General features: G+C 48.9%; 27 protein-coding genes. 6 read left to right on the plus strand and 21 right to left on the minus strand.

Translation table 11 applies throughout. The annotated features are described in order from the left end of the window. Positions 1–35 precede the first annotated feature (35 nt). The 5 genes from pth to LLG09_09245 all read right to left on the minus strand — a co-directional run bounded on the left by pth (position 36) and on the right by LLG09_09245 (position 4,072). A complete protein-coding gene (gene pth / locus LLG09_09225) occupies positions 36–614 on the minus strand; it encodes an aminoacyl-tRNA hydrolase (protein ID MCE5197279.1) in 579 nt (192 codons plus the stop codon). 38 nt (positions 615–652) lie between these two features. Continuing rightward, positions 653–1,294 carry a 50S ribosomal protein L25 gene (locus tag LLG09_09230; protein ID MCE5197280.1) on the minus strand — a complete coding sequence of 214 codons (642 nt, stop codon included), beginning with the start codon at positions 1,292–1,294 and terminating at the stop codon, positions 653–655. A gap of 189 nt (positions 1,295–1,483) precedes the next feature. Further along, complete coding sequence (gene purR, locus LLG09_09235) at positions 1,484–2,323, minus strand: pur operon repressor (GenBank protein MCE5197281.1); 840 nt, start codon at positions 2,321–2,323, stop codon at positions 1,484–1,486. 428 nt (positions 2,324–2,751) lie between these two features. Then, on the minus strand, positions 2,752–3,654 hold the full coding sequence (gene ispE / locus LLG09_09240) for a 4-(cytidine 5'-diphospho)-2-C-methyl-D-erythritol kinase (GenBank protein MCE5197282.1): 903 nt from the start codon (positions 3,652–3,654) through the stop codon (positions 2,752–2,754). Positions 3,655–3,841: 187 nt separating this feature from the next. Beyond that, the gene (locus LLG09_09245) at positions 3,842–4,072 is read right to left on the minus strand and encodes a hypothetical protein (protein ID MCE5197283.1); all 231 of its coding nucleotides are present in this window, start codon (positions 4,070–4,072) and stop codon (positions 3,842–3,844) included. Positions 4,073–4,285: 213 nt separating this feature from the next. Between LLG09_09245 and LLG09_09250 the strand changes: the two genes are divergently transcribed. Then, entirely contained in the window at positions 4,286–4,999 is a 714-nt protein-coding gene (locus tag LLG09_09250) for an A24 family peptidase (protein ID MCE5197284.1), read from the plus strand. Positions 5,000–5,070: 71 nt separating this feature from the next. Here LLG09_09250 and LLG09_09255 read toward each other — a convergent pair whose 3' ends face one another. The 8 genes from LLG09_09255 to LLG09_09290 are packed head-to-tail and all read right to left on the minus strand — an operon-like array spanning position 5,071 to position 8,961. Continuing rightward, on the minus strand, positions 5,071–5,472 hold the full coding sequence (locus LLG09_09255) for a putative zinc-binding protein (GenBank protein ID MCE5197285.1): 402 nt from the start codon (positions 5,470–5,472) through the stop codon (positions 5,071–5,073). Beyond that, entirely contained in the window at positions 5,473–5,874 is a 402-nt protein-coding gene (locus LLG09_09260; GenBank protein MCE5197286.1) for a hypothetical protein, read from the minus strand. Further along, the gene (locus tag LLG09_09265) at positions 5,867–6,730 is read right to left on the minus strand and encodes a glycine cleavage system protein H (GenBank protein MCE5197287.1); all 864 of its coding nucleotides are present in this window, start codon (positions 6,728–6,730) and stop codon (positions 5,867–5,869) included. Before LLG09_09265 ends, LLG09_09260 begins: the two co-directional genes overlap by 8 nt. Then, positions 6,723–7,016 carry a ferredoxin family protein gene (locus tag LLG09_09270; protein MCE5197288.1) on the minus strand — a complete coding sequence of 98 codons (294 nt, stop codon included), beginning with the start codon at positions 7,014–7,016 and terminating at the stop codon, positions 6,723–6,725. The genes LLG09_09265 and LLG09_09270 overlap by 8 nt, the downstream gene beginning before the upstream one ends. 1 nt (position 7,017) lies before the next feature. Further along, complete coding sequence (locus LLG09_09275; protein MCE5197289.1) at positions 7,018–7,395, minus strand: hypothetical protein; 378 nt, start codon at positions 7,393–7,395, stop codon at positions 7,018–7,020. Between the two features lie 23 nt (positions 7,396–7,418). Next, entirely contained in the window at positions 7,419–7,781 is a 363-nt protein-coding gene (locus LLG09_09280) for a metalloregulator ArsR/SmtB family transcription factor (protein MCE5197290.1), read from the minus strand. Between the two features lie 45 nt (positions 7,782–7,826). Continuing rightward, positions 7,827–8,615: an arsenite methyltransferase gene (locus LLG09_09285; GenBank protein MCE5197291.1), complete on the minus strand. Its 789-nt coding sequence runs from the start codon at positions 8,613–8,615 to the stop codon at positions 7,827–7,829. A 25-nt stretch (positions 8,616–8,640) separates the two neighbouring features. Beyond that, on the minus strand, positions 8,641–8,961 hold the full coding sequence (locus LLG09_09290) for a metalloregulator ArsR/SmtB family transcription factor (protein MCE5197292.1): 321 nt from the start codon (positions 8,959–8,961) through the stop codon (positions 8,641–8,643). A gap of 387 nt (positions 8,962–9,348) precedes the next feature. Between LLG09_09290 and LLG09_09295 the strand changes: the two genes are divergently transcribed. After that, positions 9,349–9,765 (plus strand): hypothetical protein, encoded by a 417-nt coding sequence (locus tag LLG09_09295; protein ID MCE5197293.1) that lies wholly within the window; start codon positions 9,349–9,351, stop codon positions 9,763–9,765. A 54-nt stretch (positions 9,766–9,819) separates the two neighbouring features. Then, positions 9,820–9,966: a lmo0937 family membrane protein gene (locus tag LLG09_09300; GenBank protein ID MCE5197294.1), complete on the plus strand. Its 147-nt coding sequence runs from the start codon at positions 9,820–9,822 to the stop codon at positions 9,964–9,966. A gap of 121 nt (positions 9,967–10,087) precedes the next feature. On the opposite strand, the gene LLG09_09305 is transcribed toward LLG09_09300, so the two are convergent. From LLG09_09305 to LLG09_09340, 8 genes are all read right to left on the minus strand, one after another. Continuing rightward, positions 10,088–11,050, minus strand: a complete 963-nt coding sequence (locus tag LLG09_09305; protein MCE5197295.1) for a hypothetical protein — start codon at positions 11,048–11,050, stop codon at positions 10,088–10,090. Next, positions 11,037–12,578, minus strand: a complete 1,542-nt coding sequence (locus LLG09_09310) for an MBOAT family protein (protein MCE5197296.1) — start codon at positions 12,576–12,578, stop codon at positions 11,037–11,039. The genes LLG09_09305 and LLG09_09310 overlap by 14 nt, the downstream gene beginning before the upstream one ends. A gap of 35 nt (positions 12,579–12,613) precedes the next feature. Beyond that, the gene (locus LLG09_09315) at positions 12,614–12,838 is read right to left on the minus strand and encodes an acyl carrier protein (GenBank protein ID MCE5197297.1); all 225 of its coding nucleotides are present in this window, start codon (positions 12,836–12,838) and stop codon (positions 12,614–12,616) included. 33 nt (positions 12,839–12,871) lie between these two features. Next, the gene (locus tag LLG09_09320) at positions 12,872–14,047 is read right to left on the minus strand and encodes an alanine racemase (GenBank protein MCE5197298.1); all 1,176 of its coding nucleotides are present in this window, start codon (positions 14,045–14,047) and stop codon (positions 12,872–12,874) included. A 2-nt stretch (positions 14,048–14,049) separates the two neighbouring features. Further along, on the minus strand, positions 14,050–15,564 hold the full coding sequence (locus LLG09_09325) for an amino acid adenylation domain-containing protein (protein ID MCE5197299.1): 1,515 nt from the start codon (positions 15,562–15,564) through the stop codon (positions 14,050–14,052). Between the two features lie 274 nt (positions 15,565–15,838). Beyond that, positions 15,839–17,242: an NADPH-dependent glutamate synthase gene (gltA, locus tag LLG09_09330; protein MCE5197300.1), complete on the minus strand. Its 1,404-nt coding sequence runs from the start codon at positions 17,240–17,242 to the stop codon at positions 15,839–15,841. 1 nt (position 17,243) lies between these two features. Then, positions 17,244–18,086 carry a sulfide/dihydroorotate dehydrogenase-like FAD/NAD-binding protein gene (locus LLG09_09335; protein ID MCE5197301.1) on the minus strand — a complete coding sequence of 281 codons (843 nt, stop codon included), beginning with the start codon at positions 18,084–18,086 and terminating at the stop codon, positions 17,244–17,246. Positions 18,087–18,431: 345 nt separating this feature from the next. Further along, the gene (locus LLG09_09340; protein MCE5197302.1) at positions 18,432–18,674 is read right to left on the minus strand and encodes a hypothetical protein; all 243 of its coding nucleotides are present in this window, start codon (positions 18,672–18,674) and stop codon (positions 18,432–18,434) included. 275 nt (positions 18,675–18,949) lie between these two features. On the opposite strand from LLG09_09340, the gene LLG09_09345 reads away from it, so the two are divergent. The 3 genes from LLG09_09345 to LLG09_09355 all read left to right on the plus strand — a co-directional run bounded on the left by LLG09_09345 (position 18,950) and on the right by LLG09_09355 (position 23,241). Continuing rightward, positions 18,950–21,130, plus strand: coding sequence for a UvrD-helicase domain-containing protein (locus LLG09_09345; protein ID MCE5197303.1), 2,181 nt, complete (start codon positions 18,950–18,952; stop codon positions 21,128–21,130). 112 nt (positions 21,131–21,242) lie between these two features. Next, positions 21,243–22,580 carry a TrkH family potassium uptake protein gene (locus tag LLG09_09350; protein MCE5197304.1) on the plus strand — a complete coding sequence of 446 codons (1,338 nt, stop codon included), beginning with the start codon at positions 21,243–21,245 and terminating at the stop codon, positions 22,578–22,580. Between the two features lie 10 nt (positions 22,581–22,590). Continuing rightward, entirely contained in the window at positions 22,591–23,241 is a 651-nt protein-coding gene (locus tag LLG09_09355; GenBank protein ID MCE5197305.1) for a TrkA family potassium uptake protein, read from the plus strand. Positions 23,242–23,295: the final 54 nt, after the last annotated feature.

A 23,295-nucleotide genomic window follows, 5' to 3' on the forward strand; every position in this document is an offset into this window, starting at 1 on the left:
AGCCCTCCTTTGAGGAAATTCCGCTTTTTGTTTTGTCAATTTTGTTTGCCATTGAAACCATTAAACTGCGCCATGGCGGCTTCTGTGCCTTTGCTCAGCCAAACCTCGACGATAGCGGGGATGACGGCCAAGACACTGCTCACCGTGTCCCATTCCACTGGCTTAAAACTGCTCAACACATAATCCGCTGAATCGATTCCCGGTGTTTGAGGACCGATACCCAGACGGATGCGGGGGAAAGCATCGCTGTGCAGATGATCGATCAGGGATTTGACGCCGTTGTGTCCGCCGGCACTACCCTGCGGCCGGATGCGGATACGCCCGCAGGGCAGATCAATATCATCGTAGATGACTAAGATATTCTCCGGGGACAGCTGATAAAAACGCTGCCAGGCTCCGACCGCACGACCGCTGTCATTCATGAAGGTAAGGGGTTTGACTAAAATCACTTTTTTCCCGGCGATCTGCCCTTCTCCATAAATCGAACTATTCTTATGCCCGTTCAATGAGATTTTGTACGCACCAGCCACCCGCTCGATAGCTTTAAAGCCAAAGTTATGGCGGGTAGGCGTGTACTGAATGCCGGGATTTCCTAATCCAACCAGCAGATCCATACCATATTGTTCCTTTGCGTCTTATTTAGAATTGAACACTATTCAGGTTTCTTCTCTTCTGTCTTCTTTTCCTTGATCATTTCCGGTTCGGCAGGAGTTTCGCTTTCCGTGACAGCCGCTTCTTCGGCCAACGAACTTACAATCGCAAGCACCATCATGCCGTCAATATCCAGCGTTACATCGGCCGGCAGAACAATGTCTTTGGCGTAAACCACTTCGTTGATCCCCAGATTTGAGATGTCAACTTCAACGCGATCCGGCAAAGCGGCAGGCAAGCAGGAAATTTCGATTTGATGAATCTGAATTTCAAAGATGCCGCCATTTTTAACGCCGACAGGACTGCCGACAAAAGAGATCGGCATCCTGAAGCTTTGCACCACATTCATCTCCATCTGATGCAGATCGACATGCACATAGCGGCGGTGAACGGGATGTTTTTGAATTTCCGTCACATAGACGGTCTTTTTTTCTCCATTGATTTCCAGATCAAATAAACTATGGGCAGAATACTTTGTTATTGCTTTATCGAACTCCGCGTTGTCCAAAGAAACACCCATGGAACCATTGGCAACTTCCGCGCCATAAACGACAGCAGGAATCCTGCCGGCTTTGCGTACGGCTTTAATATGATTCTTGCCGAGTTCTTTTCTGATTTCCGCATGTAAAATCGGTCTTTCCATGATCATAAACCCCTTTCGTTTTCACGAGTTTTTTTTTAACGTCTTAGGCAAGCCATGACTTGCCAAAGACATTCCAGCATGTGAATGCAAATTACCAAAGCACTGAATGCAAATGCATCCATGACCGGAAAATTATATCGTACTCTGAGACAAAAAGCAACTTTTTGTTTCAACAGTTCCTGATAGTTTTCAATTAAACCAATCGTTTGTCTGTTTTTCAGCCCAGACACCGGGTCGGATCATCAATTGTTTGCGCTCGGAATCCACATTTTCCAGAACTAAGAGTGAAGTGAAGTCCTGCACTGATTTTTGGCTGCCGCCCGCGCTGACCAAAAAACCCATACCCACGCATTCCGCCTGGAACTCCAGCATTAAGTCCAGGATGCCTTTGGCAGTACCGCCGCCGCGCAGAAAATCATCCAGAAATAAAACTTTTGCTCCCGGTTTTACCGCCCGCCGCGGCAGGGACATGGTAGCCAGCCGCTTCTGACTGTTCGAGATATAACTGATGCCAATGCTGGTGCCTTCGCTGATCCGGCTGTCGCTGCGCACGATCGCCAACGGCACATTCAGCTGCCGGGCGGTCATCAAGCCAATGGGTATGCCTTTGGTCTCGACAGTGGCAATCAGATCCGGTTTCAAATGACGAAAATGCTGCGCAAAAAACAAACCGACCTGCTGCATCAAAGCCGGATCGCCGATCAGGTCGGTCAAATATAAAAATCCGCCGGGCAGGATGCGTTCCGGAGCATTGATCATCGTGCAGAGGGTTTTCGCTAAGCCGAGTGCCTCCTGAAAGGTAAATACCGGCGTATAAATCACGCCGCCGGTCGCTCCTGTCTGCGTTTCAATGCGTCCCATATTCAATTGGGTGAACGCTTCTTTGATAATCGCCAGATCTTCGCTGATGCTGGACTTGGCAGAATTCAGAGTTTGCGTAAATTGCGTGAGGGGGATCAATTGACTGGGATGATCGATAAGATATTTGGTGATGGCAACGATGCGATCGTTCCGGCGGATCCGCTCCATAGATTCCCTCTTTCTTTCCATCCTCCGTGGTTGACGGCAGCAATGGAATGGTTTAGATTACGAACATTCAACTTAGATTATAACTGAATTGTCCGTAAAGTCAAGGAAAGAAAACCTTGCGGCAGAGAAGATTTGCGGGAAACCGCCCCGGTTGCCGCGCAGCCCGCCACAGCAGGGTCCCGCAAATGGCGGCCACAGGCATGGCCCAAACCAGCCGGCGTATCAGATCCGCACAGCAGTCCACTTGGATCGGTGTTTTCTTAGTTCTGCTAAACTGCCCGCAACGCAGTCTTAAGCCGCCTCTCTCTTTGCCGTAAAACCGTTTTGCTGCAGCGCATCGCAGCAGAGAGTGCCGGCCGGGATTCCCTGCTCAGCGCGCCCGGGATGATATAAAAAAAGAAAGAGCATCTCTCGACGCCCTTTTTTCGCTATTCTTCCGGTTCTTCCGGTTCTTCCTCAATTTCGGCGCCCAGTTCGGTTGTCACGGCTACCCCGCTCCACCAACCCGGCGGCGTCAGCTCCTCCACCAATTTGGCGGCCAATTCGGCGTCTTTGGTGATAGCAAAGACGGTTGGTCCGCTGCCGCTCATCAAAGCTTTTTCAGCTCCGGCAAACATCAAACGTTCCTTTAGCTGCTGCAATTCCGGCAGCATGGAAAAGGTTACGCTCTCCAGATGATTGCTCAGGTAATCCGGCAGATGATGCTGATCACCCACCTGTAAGCTGCGGACTAACAATTCCGTCACCGGCGCCGGCAGATGGTCCTGCTGCAGTGAAGTATAAACCAATTTCGTCGAAATGTTTTGCGGCGGTTTAAATAAAGCCAAATGCCATGTTCCCGCAAAAGGAAGCTGTTCCACAATCTCGCCGCGGCCGCTGGCAACCGCCGTCCCGCCCATGATACAAAACGGCATATCCGAACCAAGTTTTGCTGCCATTTTCATTAAATCCGTTTGACTGTAACCCAGCTGCCATAATCGGTTCAAACCAACCAGGGTAGCGGCGCCATCCGCAGATCCGCTGCCCAAGCCGGAAGCAATCGGCAACCGCTTATCCAACCAAATCGAAGCGCCGCGCGGACATCTGCTCACTTCTTTCAAGTAACGGGCTGCCCGCAGAATATCGTTGCTTTCATCCAAGGCCAGGGCGGGAGGGCGCGCCCCCCGCGGGTCCCAGATCAATTCCAGTTTATCGCCTGCCTGAAAGGTGAGAACATCGTACAAAGAAATACTTTGCATTACCATCGATACTTCGTGATAACCATCCGTTCTGCTTCCCAGGACATCCAATGTAAAATTAATCTTTCCTCTGGCACGTACAATGACCGGCATCCCACCAGCTCCTTCGTTGCATCACTGTGATTTGATTCCTGCTCTGAATGACTCAATCGCTTTTTTATCTGTGTTGTGCTTATTTTATCATAAAACAAACAAAACTTCAAGTCATTCTTGCCTGCAACTGCCGGTAGATTGCTTCTCATCTTCTTGCATCTGGTGATGCTTCGTTTGCTTTTTTTTGCTAATCGTGTTTACCGGGGAAAAATTTCCGCCGCAGCGCGATCACCACGATTCCGATCAGCAAAGGAGCAAAGGCGGAATACCGCTGCACAATCGCCTGGAAACCGCCGCTGCCACCATCCACACTCTCCGCCGCGCTTGCTGCAGCCCAAACCACAGCGGCCGGGCTGCTGACAACCATCAGCGATAAAACAATTACCGCAGTCAAAAAAGCCCATTGATTTCTCGGCATCTTCTTTTACACACCTTTCCTTATCAATCATAGGTAAACTTATTTCCTTTCTCAATTCCCCATGCAGCGGAAAAGACCTGCATTCTCTGCCGGAAATTTATCAATTCAGCCGAACTTGCCGGTATGAGCGGGATCCCGGCCAAAAAAGTTTGCCATCGCTGCGGATTTTTGCTATACTGCAAAAAGAGATCAAGAGGAAATGGTGATAAAAGAATGAAGGAGCTCATTTTTGCTGTTCTGGGCGGCGGTTGCGGCTTTGCGTCCTATCATCTGATGAACCTGCTGCCGGCCGCCTGGTTTTCGGAGATTGATGAAGCACCGCATGCGGCCCTGCAAAAAACCATCCGTTGGCCAAGGCTGCCCTGGCTGCCACTCAGTTGTCTGCTGCTTGCTGTTCTGGCGGCGCTGATTGCAAAAGTCTATGCCGGCATTCTGTTCCCGGTTTTAAACACCTTTGCCCTGCTGCTGCTTTGGATGATTGCTTTGTCCGACGCTCGCTTTTCTATCATTCCCGATCAATTCTGCATCGGCCTGGCGGGATTGGGTGTCTTGCGTCTGATGATCGTCAACACCTCCGCCGCCCTCTGGGCCGCCGGCATTGGTCTCGCCGCCGCAGCCTTCCTGCCCTGGTTGGTCGGCTGTCTTTGGTCCGTCCTGCGTCATCAGGAAGCCCTGGGATTCGGGGATGTCAAATTGCTGGCTGCTTTAGCAATTTATTGCGGCTGGCCGGATGTTGGATTGATCTTGTTCATCACACTGTTAACCGCCGGTTTGACTTTTGGAATTCTCCTGCTGTTGAAGCGCCTGCATCTCGGCGACAGCCGACCAATAGGACCTTACATTTGTCTGGCGGCAGCGCTTTGGCTGTTATTTCGGCCGCAGCTGCTCAATCTGATTCAATGGTATCTTAGTTTGATCCGCTTTTAAAGAAAGCGGATCAAATGACGAAAAGAAGCCTGGGCAGTTCAAGTTGAACGCTGCCAGGACTTCTTTTTTCTTTATTCCGCTAAAATTGCATCCACTTTCAAAGCAATTGCCGCGGCAATTTTCTCCATCATCGCATAGTGCTCCGGTTTTAAATCCCGGGCGGAAACGATTTTGCTGAGCGCCGCCTCACTGCCGATCACATCGGCTACCAGCAGGACATCTTTCACCGCTCCGCTGTATTTGACCGTGGCGCGTTCGGCACACGACTTGCTGCAGGCATCCACTGCAATGCAGGGATACTTCCTGGCAAATTCACGTTCTTCTTCGCCGCCGGCGATATACAAGGGCAGGCAAAGCGTTGATACCCGACCCGGACGCAGTTTAGTCATCACATGACGAATCGCTAATCTGGATAAAGTACCGCCTAAGTATTCCTCTCCGCTGCAGGCGAGAACACCCACTTTTTCCGCCATTTACTCTGCCTCCTGCTGGATTGCTTCGACTCGTGCCGCTACTTTGGCCGCCAATTCATCGCTGATCTGCCAGCCTTCCTCCGTCAGATCACTGCCGGTGCCGGGGTTCGCTCCCCGATGATTACGCATCTCATCCACGGAGCGAAATTTACCCCGCACGATACCACCGGCTGCTTCCAGACTGTGAAAAGAACACAAGGCAGCGCAGCCATCAATCGAAATGCAGTTTTTCCCACAAACTTTCGCCGTTACTTCCTCGTCTCCGGTCACAATATGCGCCAGACAAACCGTTTCAGCGTTTGCTGTTGCCAAATGCCCGCTGACTGCCAGGGCAGCTTCTCTCGCCATCAAGCCGTAGACTTTGCCGATCCCGCTGCAGGGTACCACAATTACTTTAGACATGAAACTCGTCCACCTTTCTTTTCAATACCGGAAAGTAACCTGCAAATTGGTGCAGCAGTTCCCGGTCATCTGAAAACGCCGTCAATTTCATTTCCAGAATCCAGCCTTTTTCATAGGGGCTTTGATTGATCAGCTCGGGTGTGTCCAGCAGCGTCTGATTGACCGCAGTAATCACACCGCTGACCGGACTGATAATTTCAAACACGGCTTTGCCGGATTCGATATTTCCGGTTTCCTCAAATTGCTCCACTTGGCTGCCAAGCAGCGGCGGGGTAAAGTAAATGATATCAGAAAGACTATGCTGCACAAAGTCAGTCACACCGATTCTTGCTTTGTCACCAAAAACATAGGCCCAAACATCATTCTCATTGAAATAGAATCCTGGATTATCGGGTATTTTAAAGAGGAACTTGTCTTTCGTATAAGTCTGATAATGCAGCTCGGCAGGGAATTGTAATGCTTCCTCAGCGGCAGCCGGCTGCGCGCCGCTGGCAGACCTACCTATTTTTTCTGCGAGCTGGCCGGCAAATTCAATTTCTGCCGCCGTTAAGCGTAAACGATCGGACAATTCCAGACCATGGACTTTCGCTTCTTCGCTGATGTTGATTTTCTCAGCAATTTTTAAGCCTTTTTCCGCTGCCAATTTGCTGGCACAGCGCGACGAACAGCCGTCGATCACCAAAAGTGGTTTTTCTTCTGTTCGCTTTTTATATTTTGCTTCGGCGACCCGGTAAAACACAGGGCAAATCAGTTCATTTTCTCCCGTTTCGCAAAGCTGCAGAGCCACTTCTCTGGCAACCGACCCGGCTGATTTATCCAAACCATTGCATGGCAACACCGCAAATGATCTAGCCATTGTCTGTTTCCTCCCGGCGCAGTTCTTTGATGGTAGCTGTTGTTGCTTTTTTATCGGGAAAAGAGATCGCATCCGGTCCGCAGGTCTTGGAGCAAGCCCGACAAAAAACAACGCAGTGTTCGGGATTCTGCACGATCAGTTTCGGAGTTGCATTTTCCCGCACGGCAAACACCTGATGCGGACAGAATTTATCGCATTCCAGACAATCATTGCATTTTGCCGGATCGATACGCGGCGCCCAATCAATTTTACTGCGTTCCACACCCATAAAAGTACTTTCGCTCATCTTACAGTTCCTCCTCATAGCCAAGCTGGCTCAAGGCATCCCTGACCTTTTGAAAAGCTTTCTCGTTCGTCAGATCGCGGATATCAAGCATCAGACAATCCGTCTCCAGATTCATCCCGGCCTGCTGGAAGGCTTGCTTAAACATTTTCTTTTGCATATTCGGTGCGCAGGCCGCAATCACGACTTTACGCCTGGCTTGCAGGAAATCGGCTAAAAAGCGATCGCCATCCTCTTCGCAAAGCTGCGGGTGAATAAAAGCATATTCGACCGGCAGTTCGATTCGCACCTGATTGATAAAATCCCAGATATCCATGGCACGAAAACCGGGACACTTGCCTGTGCAGACACACAGGATCAAACCATATCGTTCTTTTTCCATACTAAGTCTCCGCTTCTTTGTTGTTATTCTGGCTGACCAAATGGTTCGTCGCATTTCTTTGTGGAAGTACAGCTTATTTCAAGGCCGGACTGCCTGCCGGATTGCTCATTTTTTTCAGTTTTGACTGTGAATTTATCCCAAAACGTGATGATGGCAAGCGCCTTTTCCGGATCGACGCCATATATCATCTTCTTACCGTCACGCCGCACGTTGACCAAACCACTGTCCGTCAAAAGCTTCATATGATAGGACAGGGTGGATTGGGTGAAGGAAAACGACTTCAGGATTTCACAGGCGCATAACTCTCCGCAGGAAATCAGATCAACAATCTCCAGTCTGGTTTGGTCGGCCAGTGCTTTAAACAGCAAGGCATAAGCTTTTTCCATCACTTTTTACCCCCCCGCTCCCTTCGTCAGTATTTTGCCGGTAAACTACTTGACTGCTTCAATCAGATAAGAAGCGACATAATCTTCGATTTTGCTGCCCGGAATCCAGGCGGCAATGATTTCTTTGCTGTTGTCTCTTGGCGTCAATACCGGCTCCGTGAAGCCGGCTCTTCGCAGCATGCTTTTCAATGTTTCAATCGACTCGGCTCCGGCAATACAACCGGTAATTTTGCTTAAATTCTGTTTTGCCTCTGGCGGTAATTCGACAGTCGCCACCGAATCGGAAACAGATAATCTGCCGCCTTTTTTTAATACCCGGTAGGCTTCCTTGAACACTTGTTCTTTTTCCACGGACAAGTTGATCACACAATTGGAGATGATCACATCGACCGTCGCGTCAGCCACCGGCAAATGCTCGATTTCGCCTAAGCGAAATTCAACATTGGTATAACCGCTTTCTTTTAAATTCTTGCGCGCCAGTTTGATCATCGCAGGTGTCATATCAACGCCGATGACCAAACCTTGCTCGCCAACTTGCCGGCGAGCCAAAAAGCAATCGAAACCACCGCCGCTGCCTAAGTCAAGCACCGTTTCGCCTGGTTTCAATGCGGCAATCGCCAGCGGATTGCCGCAGCCGAGCCCGAGATTGGCCTCCGGCGGCACACTCTTTAAGTCTTCTTCGGTATAACCCAAACGCAAGGAGGCCTCTGTCCTGCCGATTGGGGTGCCATTGCAGTCGCAGCCGTTGCTGCAGCAGCCGGCGGCAGGTTGATTTTTAGCGATACTGCCGTATCTTTTTCGGATTGCTTCACGCACCGTTTCTTTGTCTTTCATTCCAAGTTCCTCCCTGATTGTCTTTTTAGCACTCGTCTTTCGCCGGTTGATGACAGACACAGTCATCATGATCCCCACAGAATAAATGACAGAATTCCCGCAATTCCTGAAAACGCGTTTGATTTAAGGTATAGCGCATCCAAATGCCGTCCTTCTGACCCTCCACCAAACCGCATTCCATCAGTATCTTCATATGGTAAGAAAGTGTTGGCTGACTGATCTGAAAACCCTCTAAAATTGCACAGGCACACATTTCTCCGCACGACAGCATTTCCAGTATTTTCAATCTGGTTTCATCGGCCAGCGCCTTAAACACCGGCACAAATTCCGCATAAGAATATTTCATCATATAACCGTCCTCCGATCTTTACTGATTGAACTTTATCTATCTGTTAAGTATACACATCATATCGAACTTTGTCAATCTATTTACCGGTTATTTTTTGATTCTTTCTTCTTTCTCTGACCATGTCCCAGCGAAAATCGCCGCTGCCAAGACGAACGACACAGACCGTAAATGGAGCAGCGTTTTGTTTATCAGATAATACATATAATTATATTAATAATTATTGTTATATTATGTTGACATTTAATTATAACTATGTTATGATACGGTTGTGGGAAAGATTTGTCACTTCCTCTTCTGTGTGTTATTGATGGGAAAATCGCTGAGCGTGGTCCGCCTGCTGCGGAAATATACTAACGATAGTTAATCAAAGGAAGGAGTTTGAAAATGCAAAGAAAAACCAGTCCTGCTGATCTGCAAACAACGGTAGAGGGGAGCGTTTTCTTCTATCGCTTGATCAGAGCCTTGACAACAGTGCTCGAATGCAGCTTGGCGTTCCGCTTGTTTTTTAAATTACTGGGAGCAGATCCGGCTAATGTTTTTGTCAAAGGAATTTATACTGTTACACAATACATTGTCGGCGCCTTTGACGGGATCTTTCCGGTAACACTGACCACCATCGATGCCTTGCCGCTTTTGGAGCCTGCTACCCTCATCGCGATGCTGGTTACCGGTATCATTGGTATGATTCTCATGCGGCTGGTCCGACCCAGAAGGGTCCGTCCCGAATGGGTGGAATACCCGCCGGCCGATCTTGCCGATCAATCAGTCGATTACCCGGTAAAGAAGAGTTTATCCGATTAACAAATCAAAGCAAAAAAGCGAAGAAATGATTCTCATAAGAAGAAGGAGCGAATGATGTTATATACGATTGCAGTTGTCCTGTTTGTTCTATGGTTACTTGGATTGCTTACTGCGACGGGCGGAAGCCTTTTGCATATTCTCCTGGTCATCGCGGTGATTTTGGTGATTATCCGGTTGCTCCAAGGAAAAAGAGTAATCTAGAGGTTCCTATGGCCTAAGCGTATAGCCAGGGAAAATATTGAGGCAAACGAGCCTCAGCAATATTAAAAAGCAGGCACTGGTCAGTGCCTGCTTTTTTATGTTTATTTTGTTTCACCTGCATTTATTTTTTCAGGTAGTCCCCCAGGAATTTACTGAAAGAACCGGCGGTATCACCAAACATATGTCCGTCGTAATCCGAATAGCCGGCAAGGCTCTTGTCAAAACCTTCCAATGGGAGGAAATTGAAATTGTAATAGGTCAGACCGTATCTTTGCAGCATTTCTGAAAAATACAGGTATGCTTTTTGATAGTTTTCCGGATAAAGCTCCAATGTCTCCTGTGGGACAGGCGTAGTAAAAACCACCAGTTCAATGTCGTTTTCCCGGCAGAAGGCAACCATTTTATCAAAATAGCGATATGAATTACTCAGAATTTTCTTCTCATCCCAAAGAGAGACATTTTGAGACTTTGTTCTCTTGGTATCTTTGACAAATAAGAATCCCTCTTCTTTCAGCTGCTGATAAGAAAGGTCAAACGTAGCCAGACCGTAGTTTTTATAATTCTCCGTCTGTTTCAATTGCAGATTGGCCAGATTCGGCTGCCACTGCAATTGATAATTGAACCAGGGAAATAAAACAGCTCTAAAATCCGCCGAAGTGATTTTTGCCAGAAAATATTCTGCTTTGATCCGGGACCAGGGCATATAATTAAATAATTGGGTATAATAATAAGTATCTATATCCTTATTGATCCAATAAGTGGGATCCAGCTCATAAATCACACGTTCCGGTTTGTGATTTCTGCAGGCCTCTTGCAGAAGATAATAGGAATCTCTGGGATATTCTCCCCAGACACAGAGATTGGTGCTTTTCCGTCCTGTGATACTGTCTACAACCAAAGGATCCACAGCCGAAAAGCCATGCGAAGTGCCAAGAAATAAATCATCACAGGTCGTCGTTTCCAAATTATGCAGCTTAATTCTCATGATGTTATTTGGTATCAGGATGTAATCTAAAATGGAATTGAGCAGCAGGCAAACAGCGAAAAATGTCGCAAAGAGGATTACCCTTTTAGAATTGCGCATAGATAAAGCCTCCTCCGGATGACGACAGCGTTCCGAATGCCGGCAAAGCATATAAAAGCAGCAAATAGACGAGGAAGCGGATAACAGCCGGTTTGGCGCGCAGAACTTCGCCAATCCGAACGCCTTTTTCCTGATAAAAACTGACGATAAAAAGCAAAAGACAGCCAAACAAGACGATATTGTAGAGGCGCGGTCCGATCTGGCTGACCCCTTTCAACATGAGAGTGCCATCCCGGAAATCGGAAAAGTGAAAATCAGTCACCGTTTTCTGCATCAGGGCAAACGCATGCGTCAGATTATCGGCCCGGTCAAAATACCAGCTGATGTTGACCAATAGAAAGGTTCTGAAAATCTGAAACAGATGCCAGACTGTTGATTTAGCAGGAATATGCCAAGCGCTTTTCCATTTCCTGGCGGTCGGCGTCATCAGTCCGCTGAAGCCGATGAGCAGTCCGTTATACAAACCATAGGCGATATATTTCCAGTTCGCGCCGTGCCAGACACCGACGATGAAAAAAACGATGATATTGGCCAGGCAAATCGGCAAAGCGCGCCCCAGATTTTTGCCCAAAAGTTTTCTGGCAAACTTGCCAAAGCGCAGCATCGTTTTGGATAGCGATAAGGGATAAAAGACATAATCCTTCATCCAGGTCCCCAGCGTAATATGCCAGCGATGCCAAAAATCCGCAATGGAAACCGCAAAAAAAGGCCGTTTGAAATTTTCGTCCAACTCAATGCCAAACAGGCTGGCAGCCCCTTTGACGACATCCATACCGCCCGAAAAATCTCCGTAAAGCTGGATGGAATAGCCTAAAACGGCCACTAAAATCGTTGTGCCGCTATATTTTTGATAGTTATTGCCCCAGAAAACCTCGCCAACCACCCGAGCCGCATTATCGGCGATCACCATTTTTTTAAAGAACCCCCAGAGAATCAGCTGCAGGGAACGCTCCATGCGCGGCCAGTTAAACTCATGCTCTTCATAGAGCTGACGCGCCAGCCGATCGAAACGGCCGATGGGGCCCTGCAGAATCTGCGGGAAAAAGGAGACAAACAAAGCAAACCGAAAGGGATTCTTTTCGGCTTCGTATTTTTCCCAATAGACATCGATGATATAACCTGCCGATTGGAAGGTATAGAATGAGATACCCAGCGGCAGCAGAAAGGCCTGGAAGGAAAGCTGCAGATCGAACAAACGATTCATGTTTGCCAGGGTGAAATTCGTATATTTGATTACTGCAAGCATACCGAAATCCAGAAGCAGCATCAGCAGCAGGACGAAGCGTTTCCTTTTCTGTTTCAGCTTCTTTTCGGTTTGACTGTTTTTGATCCGGTCCATCATTCTGCCAGCCAGATAGGATACGCCGGTAGAAAAAAGCAAAAAAGGTACTATTCTGAGGCCGGCAGACGCATAATAGACGTAACTGAAAAGCAGCAGCCATACCCATTGCCATTTTTTTGGTATGCGGTAATAGCCGATCACCGCAGCCAAGAGAAAGAGCGCAAACTTCAAAGAAACTAACGACATCATCTGCCTCCGGATCTAGAAGCGTGGCTCAGACACTACGCCTTAAGACGCTCTACCATTGCCCATAGAGCTTGGGCTGAGTTGAAATTAGCCGGTTTAATATCCATCGGCGTCACATAGACATCAAATTCTTCCTGCAGTTCGGCAACAATTGATAAAATAGCGAAAGAATCCAGAATCTGATTGTCAATGAGTGTATCACACGTTGTATAATCCACCTCCGGATTGATGTCCTCCAGAATAGCGATGATCTTTTTCATTCCTTCTGAATGATCCATGATGATTCCCCTCTCTCAAATCGAATTGAATGGATGGGTAGCAAGACTCGAGCGGACCAGACGGATTCCACCGGCCTGACTATAAAACAAAACGCCGGGAAGGTCGCGGCTCAAGAATAAGTAGATGCCTTCCGTGATCGAGTAAGCGCCTAATTTGCCAAAAACCAAGATATCACCCACGCTCAGCCGCCGTAAGGGGAGCTGTTTGACAATCACATCGCCGGCTGTACACAAGGAGCCGCAGATATGCCAATTCTCTAGCGGAGCGTCGTCCTGCTCTGCCAGATGCAGGATCGGCGGCGTTTTCATGGCCATGGTCTGCCCATAATAATTAATGTGATTGATGCCTCCGTCGATGATGCAGTAATTCTGGTCCTGATTCCGCTTACAATCAACGACGGAAGTGAGATAGTAACCGCAGAGCGCCGTCAGATAGCGTCCCATCTCCAGCATAATCTTGCCGCCGAAACGCATGTTTTGCAGCAAATCGCCGAGAGCAGCCAGCAGTTCTTTGTCATCAACGGCATCATCCTGCGCAAAATAAGGAATGTAGAGACCCGGTCCGTATTCGAGGTTCGTGAAGGTGATATGATAAGAATTCTGCAGCCGAATGCAGAGTTCATCCAAATAGCGCAGTTCTTTGGCGAGCAGCGCGATCTTTTTTTTCTGCGTCCCGGAATAATACTGCAAACCGATCAGCTGCAGGCCGGGATACTCCTGCCGGCGGGATAAAATGCGGCAAATGGTTGCCTCATCCATCCCGAATTGATTGCCGCTGGTCAGGCGCAGGATGATTTTGATGGTTTTCTGCTGTTCCCCGGCACAGCTCGCCAGCAATTGCAGCTGTTGTTCCGATTCGGCTGTAAAGGTCACAGCCGTGTCATAGCTGCGCAATACGCGTTCCATTTCGGCACGCTCTTTATTCACGCCGGATAAAACGATTTGCGCTGCCGGGATGCGGTTCCGCTCGCAAATGGCGAATTCACCCGGAGAGCAAACCTCAAAACGGTCGACTAAGCCGTTCAGGTGATCAACTAAAAAGGGATTGGCTTTCATCGCAAAGCAAAGCCCCGCCGCGCCGTCCAATTGTTGGCGGATCATGGTCAGTCTTTCCGTCAATTCATCCAGTTCGAAAACATAAGCCGGCGTCGGGAATTCCTGCGCAATCCGCGCTAACAGGCTGCGTTCCATTTTTAACTCCTTTTCAAAAGATTCCGCAAAGCCCCCCGGTCAATTTTCCCGTTCCTGCTGATTGGCATGGTTTCCACCCGCAGAAGGGTATTGGGCAGCATATAAACGGGCAATTCGGTTTTCAGCTGCCGGAGGATCAAACCTTTGGTGATATCGCCTTCATAGAAAGCGACAATTTTATTCGTCTCCGCCTCAAAGATGCAGCAGGCTCGTTTGATTTCCGGGATTCGATCCAGACAAGTCTCGATTTCACCCAATTCAATCCGCTGCCCCATGTGTTTGATTTGAAAATCCTTTCTTGAAGCAAAACAAAATTCGCCGCGCTCATTAAAATAAGCCAGATCGCCCGTCCGGTATATCAGTTCCAGAAAATGCGGATTCAACGGATTTTGCACGAAGGCTTTTTCGGTTTGTTCCCGGTTGTTGTAATAACCCAAAGCGAGCGCCGTTCCGGAAACACAGAGTTCACCCTCCTGCTGCTGCGCTGTGATCAGACGGTTGTTTTCATCCAAAAGCATGACCTTTTCATTGGGAAACGCTCGGCCCATGGGCAGAACTTCACCCGGCTGAAACTCACGGTCAATGATATAATAGGTGCAGTTGCAGGTGATCTCGGTAGGCCCGTAGAGATTGACAAATAACGCTTTGGGGTAGACCGCCCGCCATTTATTCAGATGCTTAATCGGCATTACCTCGCCGCTGAATAAAACCTTTCTGATATCCGCCGGGATGCGATATTCAAAGGCATTCAGCGTGGTCAGGATACACAGAGCGGACACCGCCCAAATCAGCGTCGTCACTTTTCTGTCCGCCAGATAATCAAGCAGCTGCATCGGCATGGAAAACAGACGGCGCGGAATGATGACCATCGTGGCTCCGGTTTTCAGCGTGGTATAAATATCTTTGACCGAAACATCAAAATCAAAGGGTGCCTGATTACCGATCACATCTTGCTCTGAGATTTGAAAGAGATCGGGAAAGTAATCCATAAAATCGATGACGGAGCGATGGCTGATCACCACACATTTGGGAACACCGGTGGATCCGGAAGTAAACATGCCATAGAGCGGATCAATGTCCAGCGCCTGCTTTCGGCGCGCCGCCAAGAGCATTTCATCCGGCTGATCCGGCAGCAGCTCTTCGAACGCAAGGATTTCTCCCCTAAAATCCAAACAGGCCAAAGCGTTTTGATTGGTCTTGTCGGTGATGATGACAGACGCTTCCAGCGCCTTGACAATCTGATTCAAGCGGGTGACCGGCTGCTTCACATCCAGCATGACATAAAAACAACCGGCTGACAGAATTCCCATGAACAGGCTTATCGCTGCCACGCTTTTTTCCATGAAAACAGGCACCGCAGAACCGGCAGGGATTTTATTCGCCAAAGCACTGCCAATCCTCTGCGCCCGCTGCCATAACTCCCCGTAGGTACAGAAGGATGTTTCGTCTTCAAATGCTTTTTTATCCGGAAACCGTGCTGCCGAACGCTCTAAATACTCCAGAACACTCTTCGTCATCGTTATCTCCCCGCCGCCCGGATTCTCTGTATGATCCGCCGGCCTTTTCCTTTGCTTACGAATTCACCATAAGCTCTCACACAGTCATCTTTTTTTAGAGTGCAGATCATCACTTCACTCGCTTTTCTTATTCTTACTATAGTATCATTGACTGTTCTGCCTGTCAATAAAATCACAGGTGACCGCTTTTTGCTTTTTTGCGTAAAAGCACGGCACTGACTCCCAAACGAGACAGTCCCGTGCTTTTTTAAAACAAAGACCCGGCTGCGCTTTCCTATAACACCGGTTGTTTTTTTTGGTTTTGGATAAATTGATGCATCGCTGCTGCCGCAATCTTGCCGGCGCCCATCGCCAAGATGACAGTCGCCGCGCCGGTCACCGCGTCACCGCCGGCAAAAACAGCCGGACGGGAGGTTGATCCGTTTGGATCGGCAACAATGCAGCCGTATCGATCGGTCTGTAACCCCGCCGTAGTGGACTTGATCAAAGGATTAGGAGAAGTGCCGATGGCCATGACCACGATATCGCAATCCATTTTGAACTCGCTGCCCTGCAGCGGAACCGGTCTCGCTCTGCCGGAGGCATCCGGTTCGCTCAGCACCATCTCCTGACAAAGAACGCCGCTGACAAAGCCGTTTTCATCGCCGTAAATCTGCAGCGGGCTATGCAGAAATTTAAATTCGATTCCTTCTTCGATGGCGTGTTCCACTTCTTCGCGCCGGGCCGGCAGCTCTTTTTCGGTTCTGCGGTAGACAATCGTAACATTGGCGCCCAGCCGTTTGGCGCAGCGGGCAGAATCCATGGCAACATTGCCGCCGCCGACGACGATAACATTTTTGCCTTTTTGAATCGGCGTGCTGCTGTCGGGCTGATAAGCCTTCATCAGGTTGATGCGGGTCAGAAATTCATTGGCGGAATAGACACCTTTCAGGTTCTCACCTGGAATGTTCATGAAATTCGGCAAACCGGCGCCGGATCCGATAAAGACGGCTTCAAAGCCATATTCCTCCAGTAATTCGTCAATCGTGATCGTTTTGCCGATCACCACATTCGTCTCGACTTGCACGCCCAACGCTTTCAAACTGTCAATTTCTTTTTGCACAATCGCTTTGGGCAGACGGAATTCCGGAATCCCGTAAACAAGCACGCCTCCGGCCAGATGCAGCGCTTCAAAAATGGTAACAGCATAACCGATTTTAGCCAGATCACCGGCGCAGGTGAGACCGGAAGGTCCGGAACCGATCACGGCAACCTTATGCCCGTTGGGCAGCGGCTTCTCGATTTCTCCGCTGACTTGGGCATAATAACAGTCGGCGACAAAGCGTTCCAAACGGCCGATCCCAACCGGCTCGCCTTTGATCGCTCTGACGCAATATTTTTCGCATTGGTTTTCCTGCGGGCAGACACGGCCGCAGACTGCCGGCAAGGAACTGGCCTGATTGATCACATCATAAGCGGCAGCAAAATGGCCTGCTTCCACTTCTTTAATGAAAGCGGGAATATTGATGCTGACCGGACAGCCGTTGACGCAGGGTTTGTTTTTGCAGTTCAGGCAGCGTTTGGCTTCGTCAATCGCCTGCTCCGCCGTATAGCCGAGGGTGACTTCCAAAAAATTCTGATTTCTGACGGCAGGATCTTGCGCAGGCATGGCATTTTTCTTTAAGGATAAATTCGTCAATTTATTCTACCTCCAATTGAAAGAGATGGCAGGTATGTTCGAAAGCCGCTCGTTCAAACGCCTGATACATCGAGGCCCGCGAGATGACTTCGTCAAAATCAACCTGCTGCCCGTCAAAATCCGGACCGTCCACGCAGGCAAATTTGGTTTTGCCGCCAACCGTCAGCCGGCAGCAGCCGCACATACCGGTACCATCGATCATGATCGGGTTCATACTGACAATGGTTTTAATCCCATAGAGTTTCGTCAGCTTACAGACGTATTTCATCATGATCAAAGGGCCGATGGCAATCACTTCATCATATTGTTCACCGCTCTCAAGCAAGGCTTTCAAAGCATCGGTGCCGAAACCCTTTTCACCGTAACTGCCGTCATCCGTCATCATTTTCAATAAACTGCAGGAACACTTGAATTGATCTTCCAAAATGACCAGGTCTTTGCTGCGGAAACCGACGATCGTATGCACTTTTGCACCGAGTTCATGCAGCTTCCTGGCGATCGGATAAGCGATTGCGCAGCCGACACCGCCGCCAACCACAGCCACATTCTTTAAACCGTCAGTTTCGGTCGGTTTGCCGAGCGGACCGACAAAGTCCTGTAAGGAATCACCCACTTTGAGATGATTCAGTTTGGCGGTCGTGGCACCCACAATTTGAAAGATGATGGAAACGCTGCCGCTGCCGCGATCGTAGTCCGCCACGGTCAAAGGAATTCTTTCCCCTTCGGCATCCACGCGCAGGATAATAAACTGTCCCGGTTCCGCTTTTTTCGCGACCAGCGGAGCATAGATATCCATTTGAGTGACGGTAGGGTTCAACTCGATTTTTCTGATGATTTCGAACATATTTTGCCCTCTTTCTCTTGATCAAGTCCTTTTCTACAATTTTGAAACGGAAAGTCGGAATAAATCCGCAAATCAAACAAAGCAGCGGGTGTTCTTTTTTATGACTGCCTTTGCCGCAATCTCTCGGACCTTGCTTTCGCGTGTTCAGCGATCCCGCGTCTTATAGCGGAACGATGATTCCTCTCATATTATAACCCGGATTTTGTAAATTTGAAGTCTTACTGACTATCTTCCAGAGGGAATTTTTGTCATTATTTAATTTTTTCGGTAAATCGCACTGTTCTTGATTTTCAGGGTAAAAAAAAAACAAGTTTCCATGACAAGGGATGCTTGTTTTGTTGGTTTTCAATCTGCGGAACGATTACCGCAACGCAACGCTAACGTTTCTCGTGACAGTAACTGACTCCGCACCCGGACAGGCTGCTGAATTTCGCGCGAATTGCGTATCGAAGTAAAAATAACCGGCACTACGGCAATCCAGCCCAAACCGCTGACACAGTTGGCAGCCCAGGTACCGCCGCAGGTAATCATGATCATGTAAGTGACGCCCTTGCCGCTCAGGGCACCGCCGGCAGCCAAACGGAGCATGAGGGAGGCCGGTTAACGGGTAGATTGGCAGAATGCACGCTGCGGTATTTTGCCGGAGCCAGCCGGCTTTTCAGTTGGTCCTGCCTGAATTCACCCTGCCGCTGTAAAATTTATTTCGCTGCCCGTATGTCAGAACCCTTTTGTTTTCTCCGTGAAAATTTGCTTAGTTTCGTTGTAAAAAAGGAGATTTCAAGAACCTTGCGGAAATAAGCAAATAAAACAAACTGAAAGCAAACTGATTTTGGCAGTAAATTCCAAAGGGGGTGCGCAGATCGATGAGTGATATTTTGAAGAACCTCAATCAGCAGCAATTAGAAGCGGTCACTGCAACCGAAGGCTATATTCGGGTGATTGCCGGCGCCGGTTCCGGAAAAACACGGGCTTTGGCGCACCGCTTCGCTTATTTAGTCAATCAAGTCGGTATCATGCCCTCCCATATCCTCTGCGTTACCTTCACCAACAAATCAGCCAATGAAATGAAGCAGCGCATCCGTCTGCTGACCGGCGACAGCGATACCGGTTACATCAGTACCTTCCACAGTTTTTGTGTCTCGGTGCTGCAGGAAGACAGCAACGCGGTATCCTATCCCAAAAGTTTTCTGGTGCTGGATAATTCGGATATTGATGATATGCTGAAGATCATTTATGAAGAGCGCAACCTGACGCTGCGCCATATGACCTTCTCCCGCGCGCGTGAATTGATTGAGATCCGAAAAATCTTGCGAGAACCGGACTATTATGAAGCGATGATTGCGATGTCAATCGATCAGCTGCATCAAAAATACCTGGAGGCCACGGAAACCTTTGAAATCATCTTCTATGGCTATCTCTATCAGGAAAAGAAATGTTTCGGGCTCGATTACAACGATCTGATTAAATACACGCTTTTTATTTTTGACAGCAATGAGGAAATTCGCTTAAAATGGCAGCAGCGACTGGAATATATCATGATCGATGAATATCAGGATATCGATAACCTGCAGTACCGTCTGATGAAGGTGCTGTGTGATTATCATAAAAATCTTTTCATAGTCGGTGATCCGGATCAGACGATTTACACCTGGCGGGGAGCCAATGTGCGGCTGCTGCTCGATTTTGACCGTCAGTTCCCCCAGGTAAAAACGATTCTGATGATGCAGAATTACCGTTCCACCCCACAGATCATTGCGGTTGCCAACTCTTTGATCAGCAAAAATCAAACCAGAATCAAAAAAGACCTGATCGCTACCCGCCCCGCTGGCGCTGCGGTGATTTATCATCATGCCAAAACCGCGCAATTGGAGGCGCACTGGATTGTGACTCAGATCAAACAGTTGCTCGCTCAGGGCGCGGCTTTGCATGAAATCACCATTCTCTACCGCGCTCATTTTCTGACCCGCACTTTGGAAGAAGTGTTTCTCAAAGAAGAGCTGCCGTATACGATCTTCAGCGGCGTCCAGTTTTTTAGCCGTATGGAAATCAAGGATACCCTGGCTTATTTACGCCTGATCGTTTTTAAGGATGACCTCTCCTTTCGCCGGGTTGCCAATCTGCCGAAGCGCAACATTGGCGAACGCCGGATGAAATTTCTGCAGAGTTATGCAGAAAAAAACCAATGCTCCCTCTACGCCGCCCTGGAGGGTAATATTGAAGAGGAGATTTTTAAAAATACCAAAGCCAGGCAACTGCTCCGCCTCGTTGAACACTTTGCGGATCGATACCAAACCACAGCGATCTCGGTCCTGCTGAGCGATGTACTGGATCAAAGCGGCTATGAAGCCATGCTGCGCACCGAAGGCAATCAGGAACGTCTGGATAATCTGGCGGAACTGAAGCAATCGGTCTATGATTACGAGGTTTCCTGCGGCGAAGAAAGCACCCTGGAACACTATCTGTCCCATGTCGCCATGCTGACCAATACCGACGCGGTGACCGCTAAGAACACAGTCAAACTGATGACCGTACACACGGCCAAAGGGCTTGAATTTCCTTATGTCTTTCTTTGCGGTCTGGAGGAAGGTGTCTTCCCGTCCAAAAAAACTTCTACTGCGGAAGCTATGGAGGAAGAGCGCCGACTGGCTTTTGTAGCCATCACCCGCGCGGAAAAAGCGCTGTTCCTGACCGATTCCGAGGGCAGCAACCTGGACGGATCTTACCGCTATCCTTCGCGTTTTCTGCTGAATATTGATCAATCTTTGCTGACCTATACGCATGAACTCGATGACAGTCTGATCAAAGATGCCACTTGGCAAATCAGCAACAGTGAGAACCAGCTGCAGGCAAAAAACAGTGACCTCACTTTTCAGACAGGTGACCGCATCATACACAGCATCATGGGCGCCGGCGAAGTGATCGCCATTGACCGTGACCTCGCGGCCTACGTCATCCAGTTTGATCTGTTGGATACGGTGCGAAAAATCAGCTTTAAAGTCCCTCTGACAGCGGAAACGCCAAACGAACGGGAACTTCGGTCCTGATCATCGTCTTTTTTTCATGGTGCTGCGATGCATCGGCAGAATTAAACAGGCAAACAGTCAGCCTGATTCGACTTGCAGGAAAGTCTGCCGATCCGGAAAGGAACAAACGGTTATGCCATCAAAAGCGCGGTTCGGCGCGAGGCGAATCTTAGCGGCCGGTTTTGCCTTGATCATTCTCTGCGGCGCTTTGTTATTAATGCTGCCGCCGGCCAGCAGGAATGGAGAATCCATTCCTTTCCTCAACGCTCTCTTCACCGCCACCTCTGCCACCTGTGTCACGGGTTTGGTTGTCTATGATACCTGGACGCAATTCAGCCTGTTTGGTCAGGTAATCATCCTCTTGCTGGTTCAGATCGGCGGACTCGGTTTTATGACTTTCACCATTCTCTTTTCCATGGCCCTGGGTAAACGGGTCGGCTTGAAAGAGCGCGGTTACTTAATGGAAGCCGTCAGCGCCTTTCAGTTGGGCGGTGTGGTCAGATTAGCCAAACACATTCTGCTTGGCACGCTTTTTTTTGAAAGTCTGGGCGCAATTCTGCTCTTCAGCCGATTTTGGCAGCGTTTTGGTCTGACCGGCGGAATTTGGTTTGCCATTTTCCATTCCGTTTCTGCTTTTTGCAACGCCGGTTTTGATCTGATGGGTTCCATCCGGCCATTCGCTTCTTTTACTCCTTTTGCGAATGACCCTCTTGTCAATCTGACCCTCATCGGTCTGATCATCATCGGTGGCATCGGCTTTGTGATCTGGGACGATCTGCTGAAAAATCGCTGGCATTACGGCAGTTATCTGCTGCATACCAAGGTCACGCTCGTCTCTACCGGCCTCGTTTTATGTGTTTCCGCGGCTTTATTTTATTTTTTGGAAAAAGACGTCTCTTTCGCCGGTCTCAGCGGCGGAGGCAAGCTGCTCGCCGCTCTGTTTCAGGCTGTCACCCCAAGAACGGCAGGCTTCAACACAGTTGACACCGCTGCTCTCAGCCAGGGCGGTTCCCTGCTCACTATGCTGCTGATGGCAATCGGCGCCGCTCCCGGCTCTACCGGCGGCGGTATTAAAATTACTACATTTGTTGTCATTTTATCGGCTGTATGGGCAAATCTGCAACGGCGGGATGACGTTGAAATCTTTCATCGCCGTCTGGAGACAAGTCAGATCAAAAGAGCTTTTCTCAGCGCTGCTTTTTATTTTATCTTGTTGAGCTCGGCTTGTCTGCTGATTTTAGCCACGCAAAATCTGACTCTCAAAGATGCGCTGTTTGAAACATTTTCCGCAATCGGCACGGTGGGACTCAGTATGGGAATCACCCGTGAACTGCTTCCCTTCTCCAAACTGGTGATCATCCTGCTGATGTATGCCGGCCGGGTCGGCAGCTTAACCATTTTTCTAGCCGCTACGGAACATCGCAGCGTCAGCCCCCTGAGAAGCCCGGAAGGTAAAATTATCGTTGGATAGGAGGAATATGATGAGACCAATGCTGGTAATCGGTCTTGGCCATTTCGGCAGCAATCTGGCCCGGAAGCTGACCGAATTGGGTAATGAGGTGATGGCAGTCGATATCGATGAGGAACTGGTGAATAAAATTGCTCCTTTTGTCACCAGAGCCCAAATTGGCGACTGCATGGAAATTGAGGTACTGCAGGCGCTCGATGTCAGGAGTTTTGATGTCTGTTTTGTCTGCATCAGCGATAATTTTCAGTCTTCACTGGAAATTACTTCCTTGTTGAAAGAACTCGGCGCCCGCTGTGTCATCTCCAAAACGGACCGGGAAATTCAAGCGAAGTTTTTACGTAAAATCGGAGCGGATGAGGTGATCTATCCGGAAAGAGACATGGCGCAGCGCACCGCTGTAAAATATAGCATTGCCAATGCTTTTGAGTATTATGAACTGACGCCGGAATATGCCATTCTGGAAATCGCAGTACCGGGAAGCTGGGTTGGCAAGAGTATACGGTCGTTGAATGTGCGCACCGCTCATCATATCAATATCATCGGCGTAAAACGCAACGGTCAAATGACGCCAATAACCAATCCCGATTACGTTTTTATTCAAGAGGAGCATTTGGTGGCTGCCGGCAGTAAAAGCGACCTGCTCCAGCTGCTAAAGAAAAATTAAGAAATCCAAAGCAAGACAAAGCCTTCCTCCCGCAATCAGCCTGTATATTGAAGC

The organism is Negativicutes bacterium (assembly GCA_021372785.1).
GTDB lineage: Bacteria > Bacillota > JAAYKD01 > JAAYKD01 > JAAYKD01 > JAJFTT01.

What these genes read in the sequence shown, in the direction of transcription:
- LLG09_09290 (MCE5197292.1), bottom strand. Translation starts at nt 8,961, where the DNA reads ATGAAATATTCTTATGCGGAATTTGTGCCGGTGTTTAAGGCGCTGGCC.
- LLG09_09310 (MCE5197296.1), bottom strand. Translation starts at nt 12,578, where the DNA reads ATGTCGTTAGTTTCTTTGAAGTTTGCGCTCTTTCTCTTGGCTGCGGTG.
- LLG09_09325 (MCE5197299.1), bottom strand. Translation starts at nt 15,564, where the DNA reads ATGACGAAGAGTGTTCTGGAGTATTTAGAGCGTTCGGCAGCACGGTTT.
- LLG09_09345 (MCE5197303.1), top strand. Translation starts at nt 18,950, where the DNA reads ATGAGTGATATTTTGAAGAACCTCAATCAGCAGCAATTAGAAGCGGTC.
- LLG09_09265 (MCE5197287.1), bottom strand. Translation starts at nt 6,730, where the DNA reads ATGGCTAGATCATTTGCGGTGTTGCCATGCAATGGTTTGGATAAATCA.
- LLG09_09245 (MCE5197283.1), bottom strand. Translation starts at nt 4,072, where the DNA reads ATGCCGAGAAATCAATGGGCTTTTTTGACTGCGGTAATTGTTTTATCG.
- ispE (MCE5197282.1), bottom strand. Translation starts at nt 3,654, where the DNA reads ATGCCGGTCATTGTACGTGCCAGAGGAAAGATTAATTTTACATTGGAT.
- LLG09_09350 (MCE5197304.1), top strand. Translation starts at nt 21,243, where the DNA reads ATGCCATCAAAAGCGCGGTTCGGCGCGAGGCGAATCTTAGCGGCCGGT.
- LLG09_09230 (MCE5197280.1), bottom strand. Translation starts at nt 1,294, where the DNA reads ATGGAAAGACCGATTTTACATGCGGAAATCAGAAAAGAACTCGGCAAG.
- LLG09_09315 (MCE5197297.1), bottom strand. Translation starts at nt 12,838, where the DNA reads ATGAAAAAGATCATCGCTATTCTGGAGGACATCAATCCGGAGGTGGAT.
- LLG09_09260 (MCE5197286.1), bottom strand. Translation starts at nt 5,874, where the DNA reads ATGTCTAAAGTAATTGTGGTACCCTGCAGCGGGATCGGCAAAGTCTAC.
- LLG09_09280 (MCE5197290.1), bottom strand. Translation starts at nt 7,781, where the DNA reads ATGGAAAAAGCTTATGCCTTGCTGTTTAAAGCACTGGCCGACCAAACC.
- LLG09_09335 (MCE5197301.1), bottom strand. Translation starts at nt 18,086, where the DNA reads ATGTTCGAAATCATCAGAAAAATCGAGTTGAACCCTACCGTCACTCAA.
- LLG09_09305 (MCE5197295.1), bottom strand. Translation starts at nt 11,050, where the DNA reads ATGCGCAATTCTAAAAGGGTAATCCTCTTTGCGACATTTTTCGCTGTT.
- LLG09_09250 (MCE5197284.1), top strand. Translation starts at nt 4,286, where the DNA reads ATGAAGGAGCTCATTTTTGCTGTTCTGGGCGGCGGTTGCGGCTTTGCG.
- LLG09_09255 (MCE5197285.1), bottom strand. Translation starts at nt 5,472, where the DNA reads ATGGCGGAAAAAGTGGGTGTTCTCGCCTGCAGCGGAGAGGAATACTTA.
- purR (MCE5197281.1), bottom strand. Translation starts at nt 2,323, where the DNA reads ATGGAGCGGATCCGCCGGAACGATCGCATCGTTGCCATCACCAAATAT.
- LLG09_09320 (MCE5197298.1), bottom strand. Translation starts at nt 14,047, where the DNA reads ATGGAACGCAGCCTGTTAGCGCGGATTGCGCAGGAATTCCCGACGCCG.
- LLG09_09270 (MCE5197288.1), bottom strand. Translation starts at nt 7,016, where the DNA reads ATGAGCGAAAGTACTTTTATGGGTGTGGAACGCAGTAAAATTGATTGG.
- LLG09_09285 (MCE5197291.1), bottom strand. Translation starts at nt 8,615, where the DNA reads ATGAAAGACAAAGAAACGGTGCGTGAAGCAATCCGAAAAAGATACGGC.
- LLG09_09340 (MCE5197302.1), bottom strand. Translation starts at nt 18,674, where the DNA reads ATGCTCCGTTTGGCTGCCGGCGGTGCCCTGAGCGGCAAGGGCGTCACT.
- LLG09_09275 (MCE5197289.1), bottom strand. Translation starts at nt 7,395, where the DNA reads ATGGAAAAAGAACGATATGGTTTGATCCTGTGTGTCTGCACAGGCAAG.
- pth (MCE5197279.1), bottom strand. Translation starts at nt 614, where the DNA reads ATGGATCTGCTGGTTGGATTAGGAAATCCCGGCATTCAGTACACGCCT.
- LLG09_09300 (MCE5197294.1), top strand. Translation starts at nt 9,820, where the DNA reads ATGTTATATACGATTGCAGTTGTCCTGTTTGTTCTATGGTTACTTGGA.
- LLG09_09295 (MCE5197293.1), top strand. Translation starts at nt 9,349, where the DNA reads ATGCAAAGAAAAACCAGTCCTGCTGATCTGCAAACAACGGTAGAGGGG.
- LLG09_09355 (MCE5197305.1), top strand. Translation starts at nt 22,591, where the DNA reads ATGAGACCAATGCTGGTAATCGGTCTTGGCCATTTCGGCAGCAATCTG.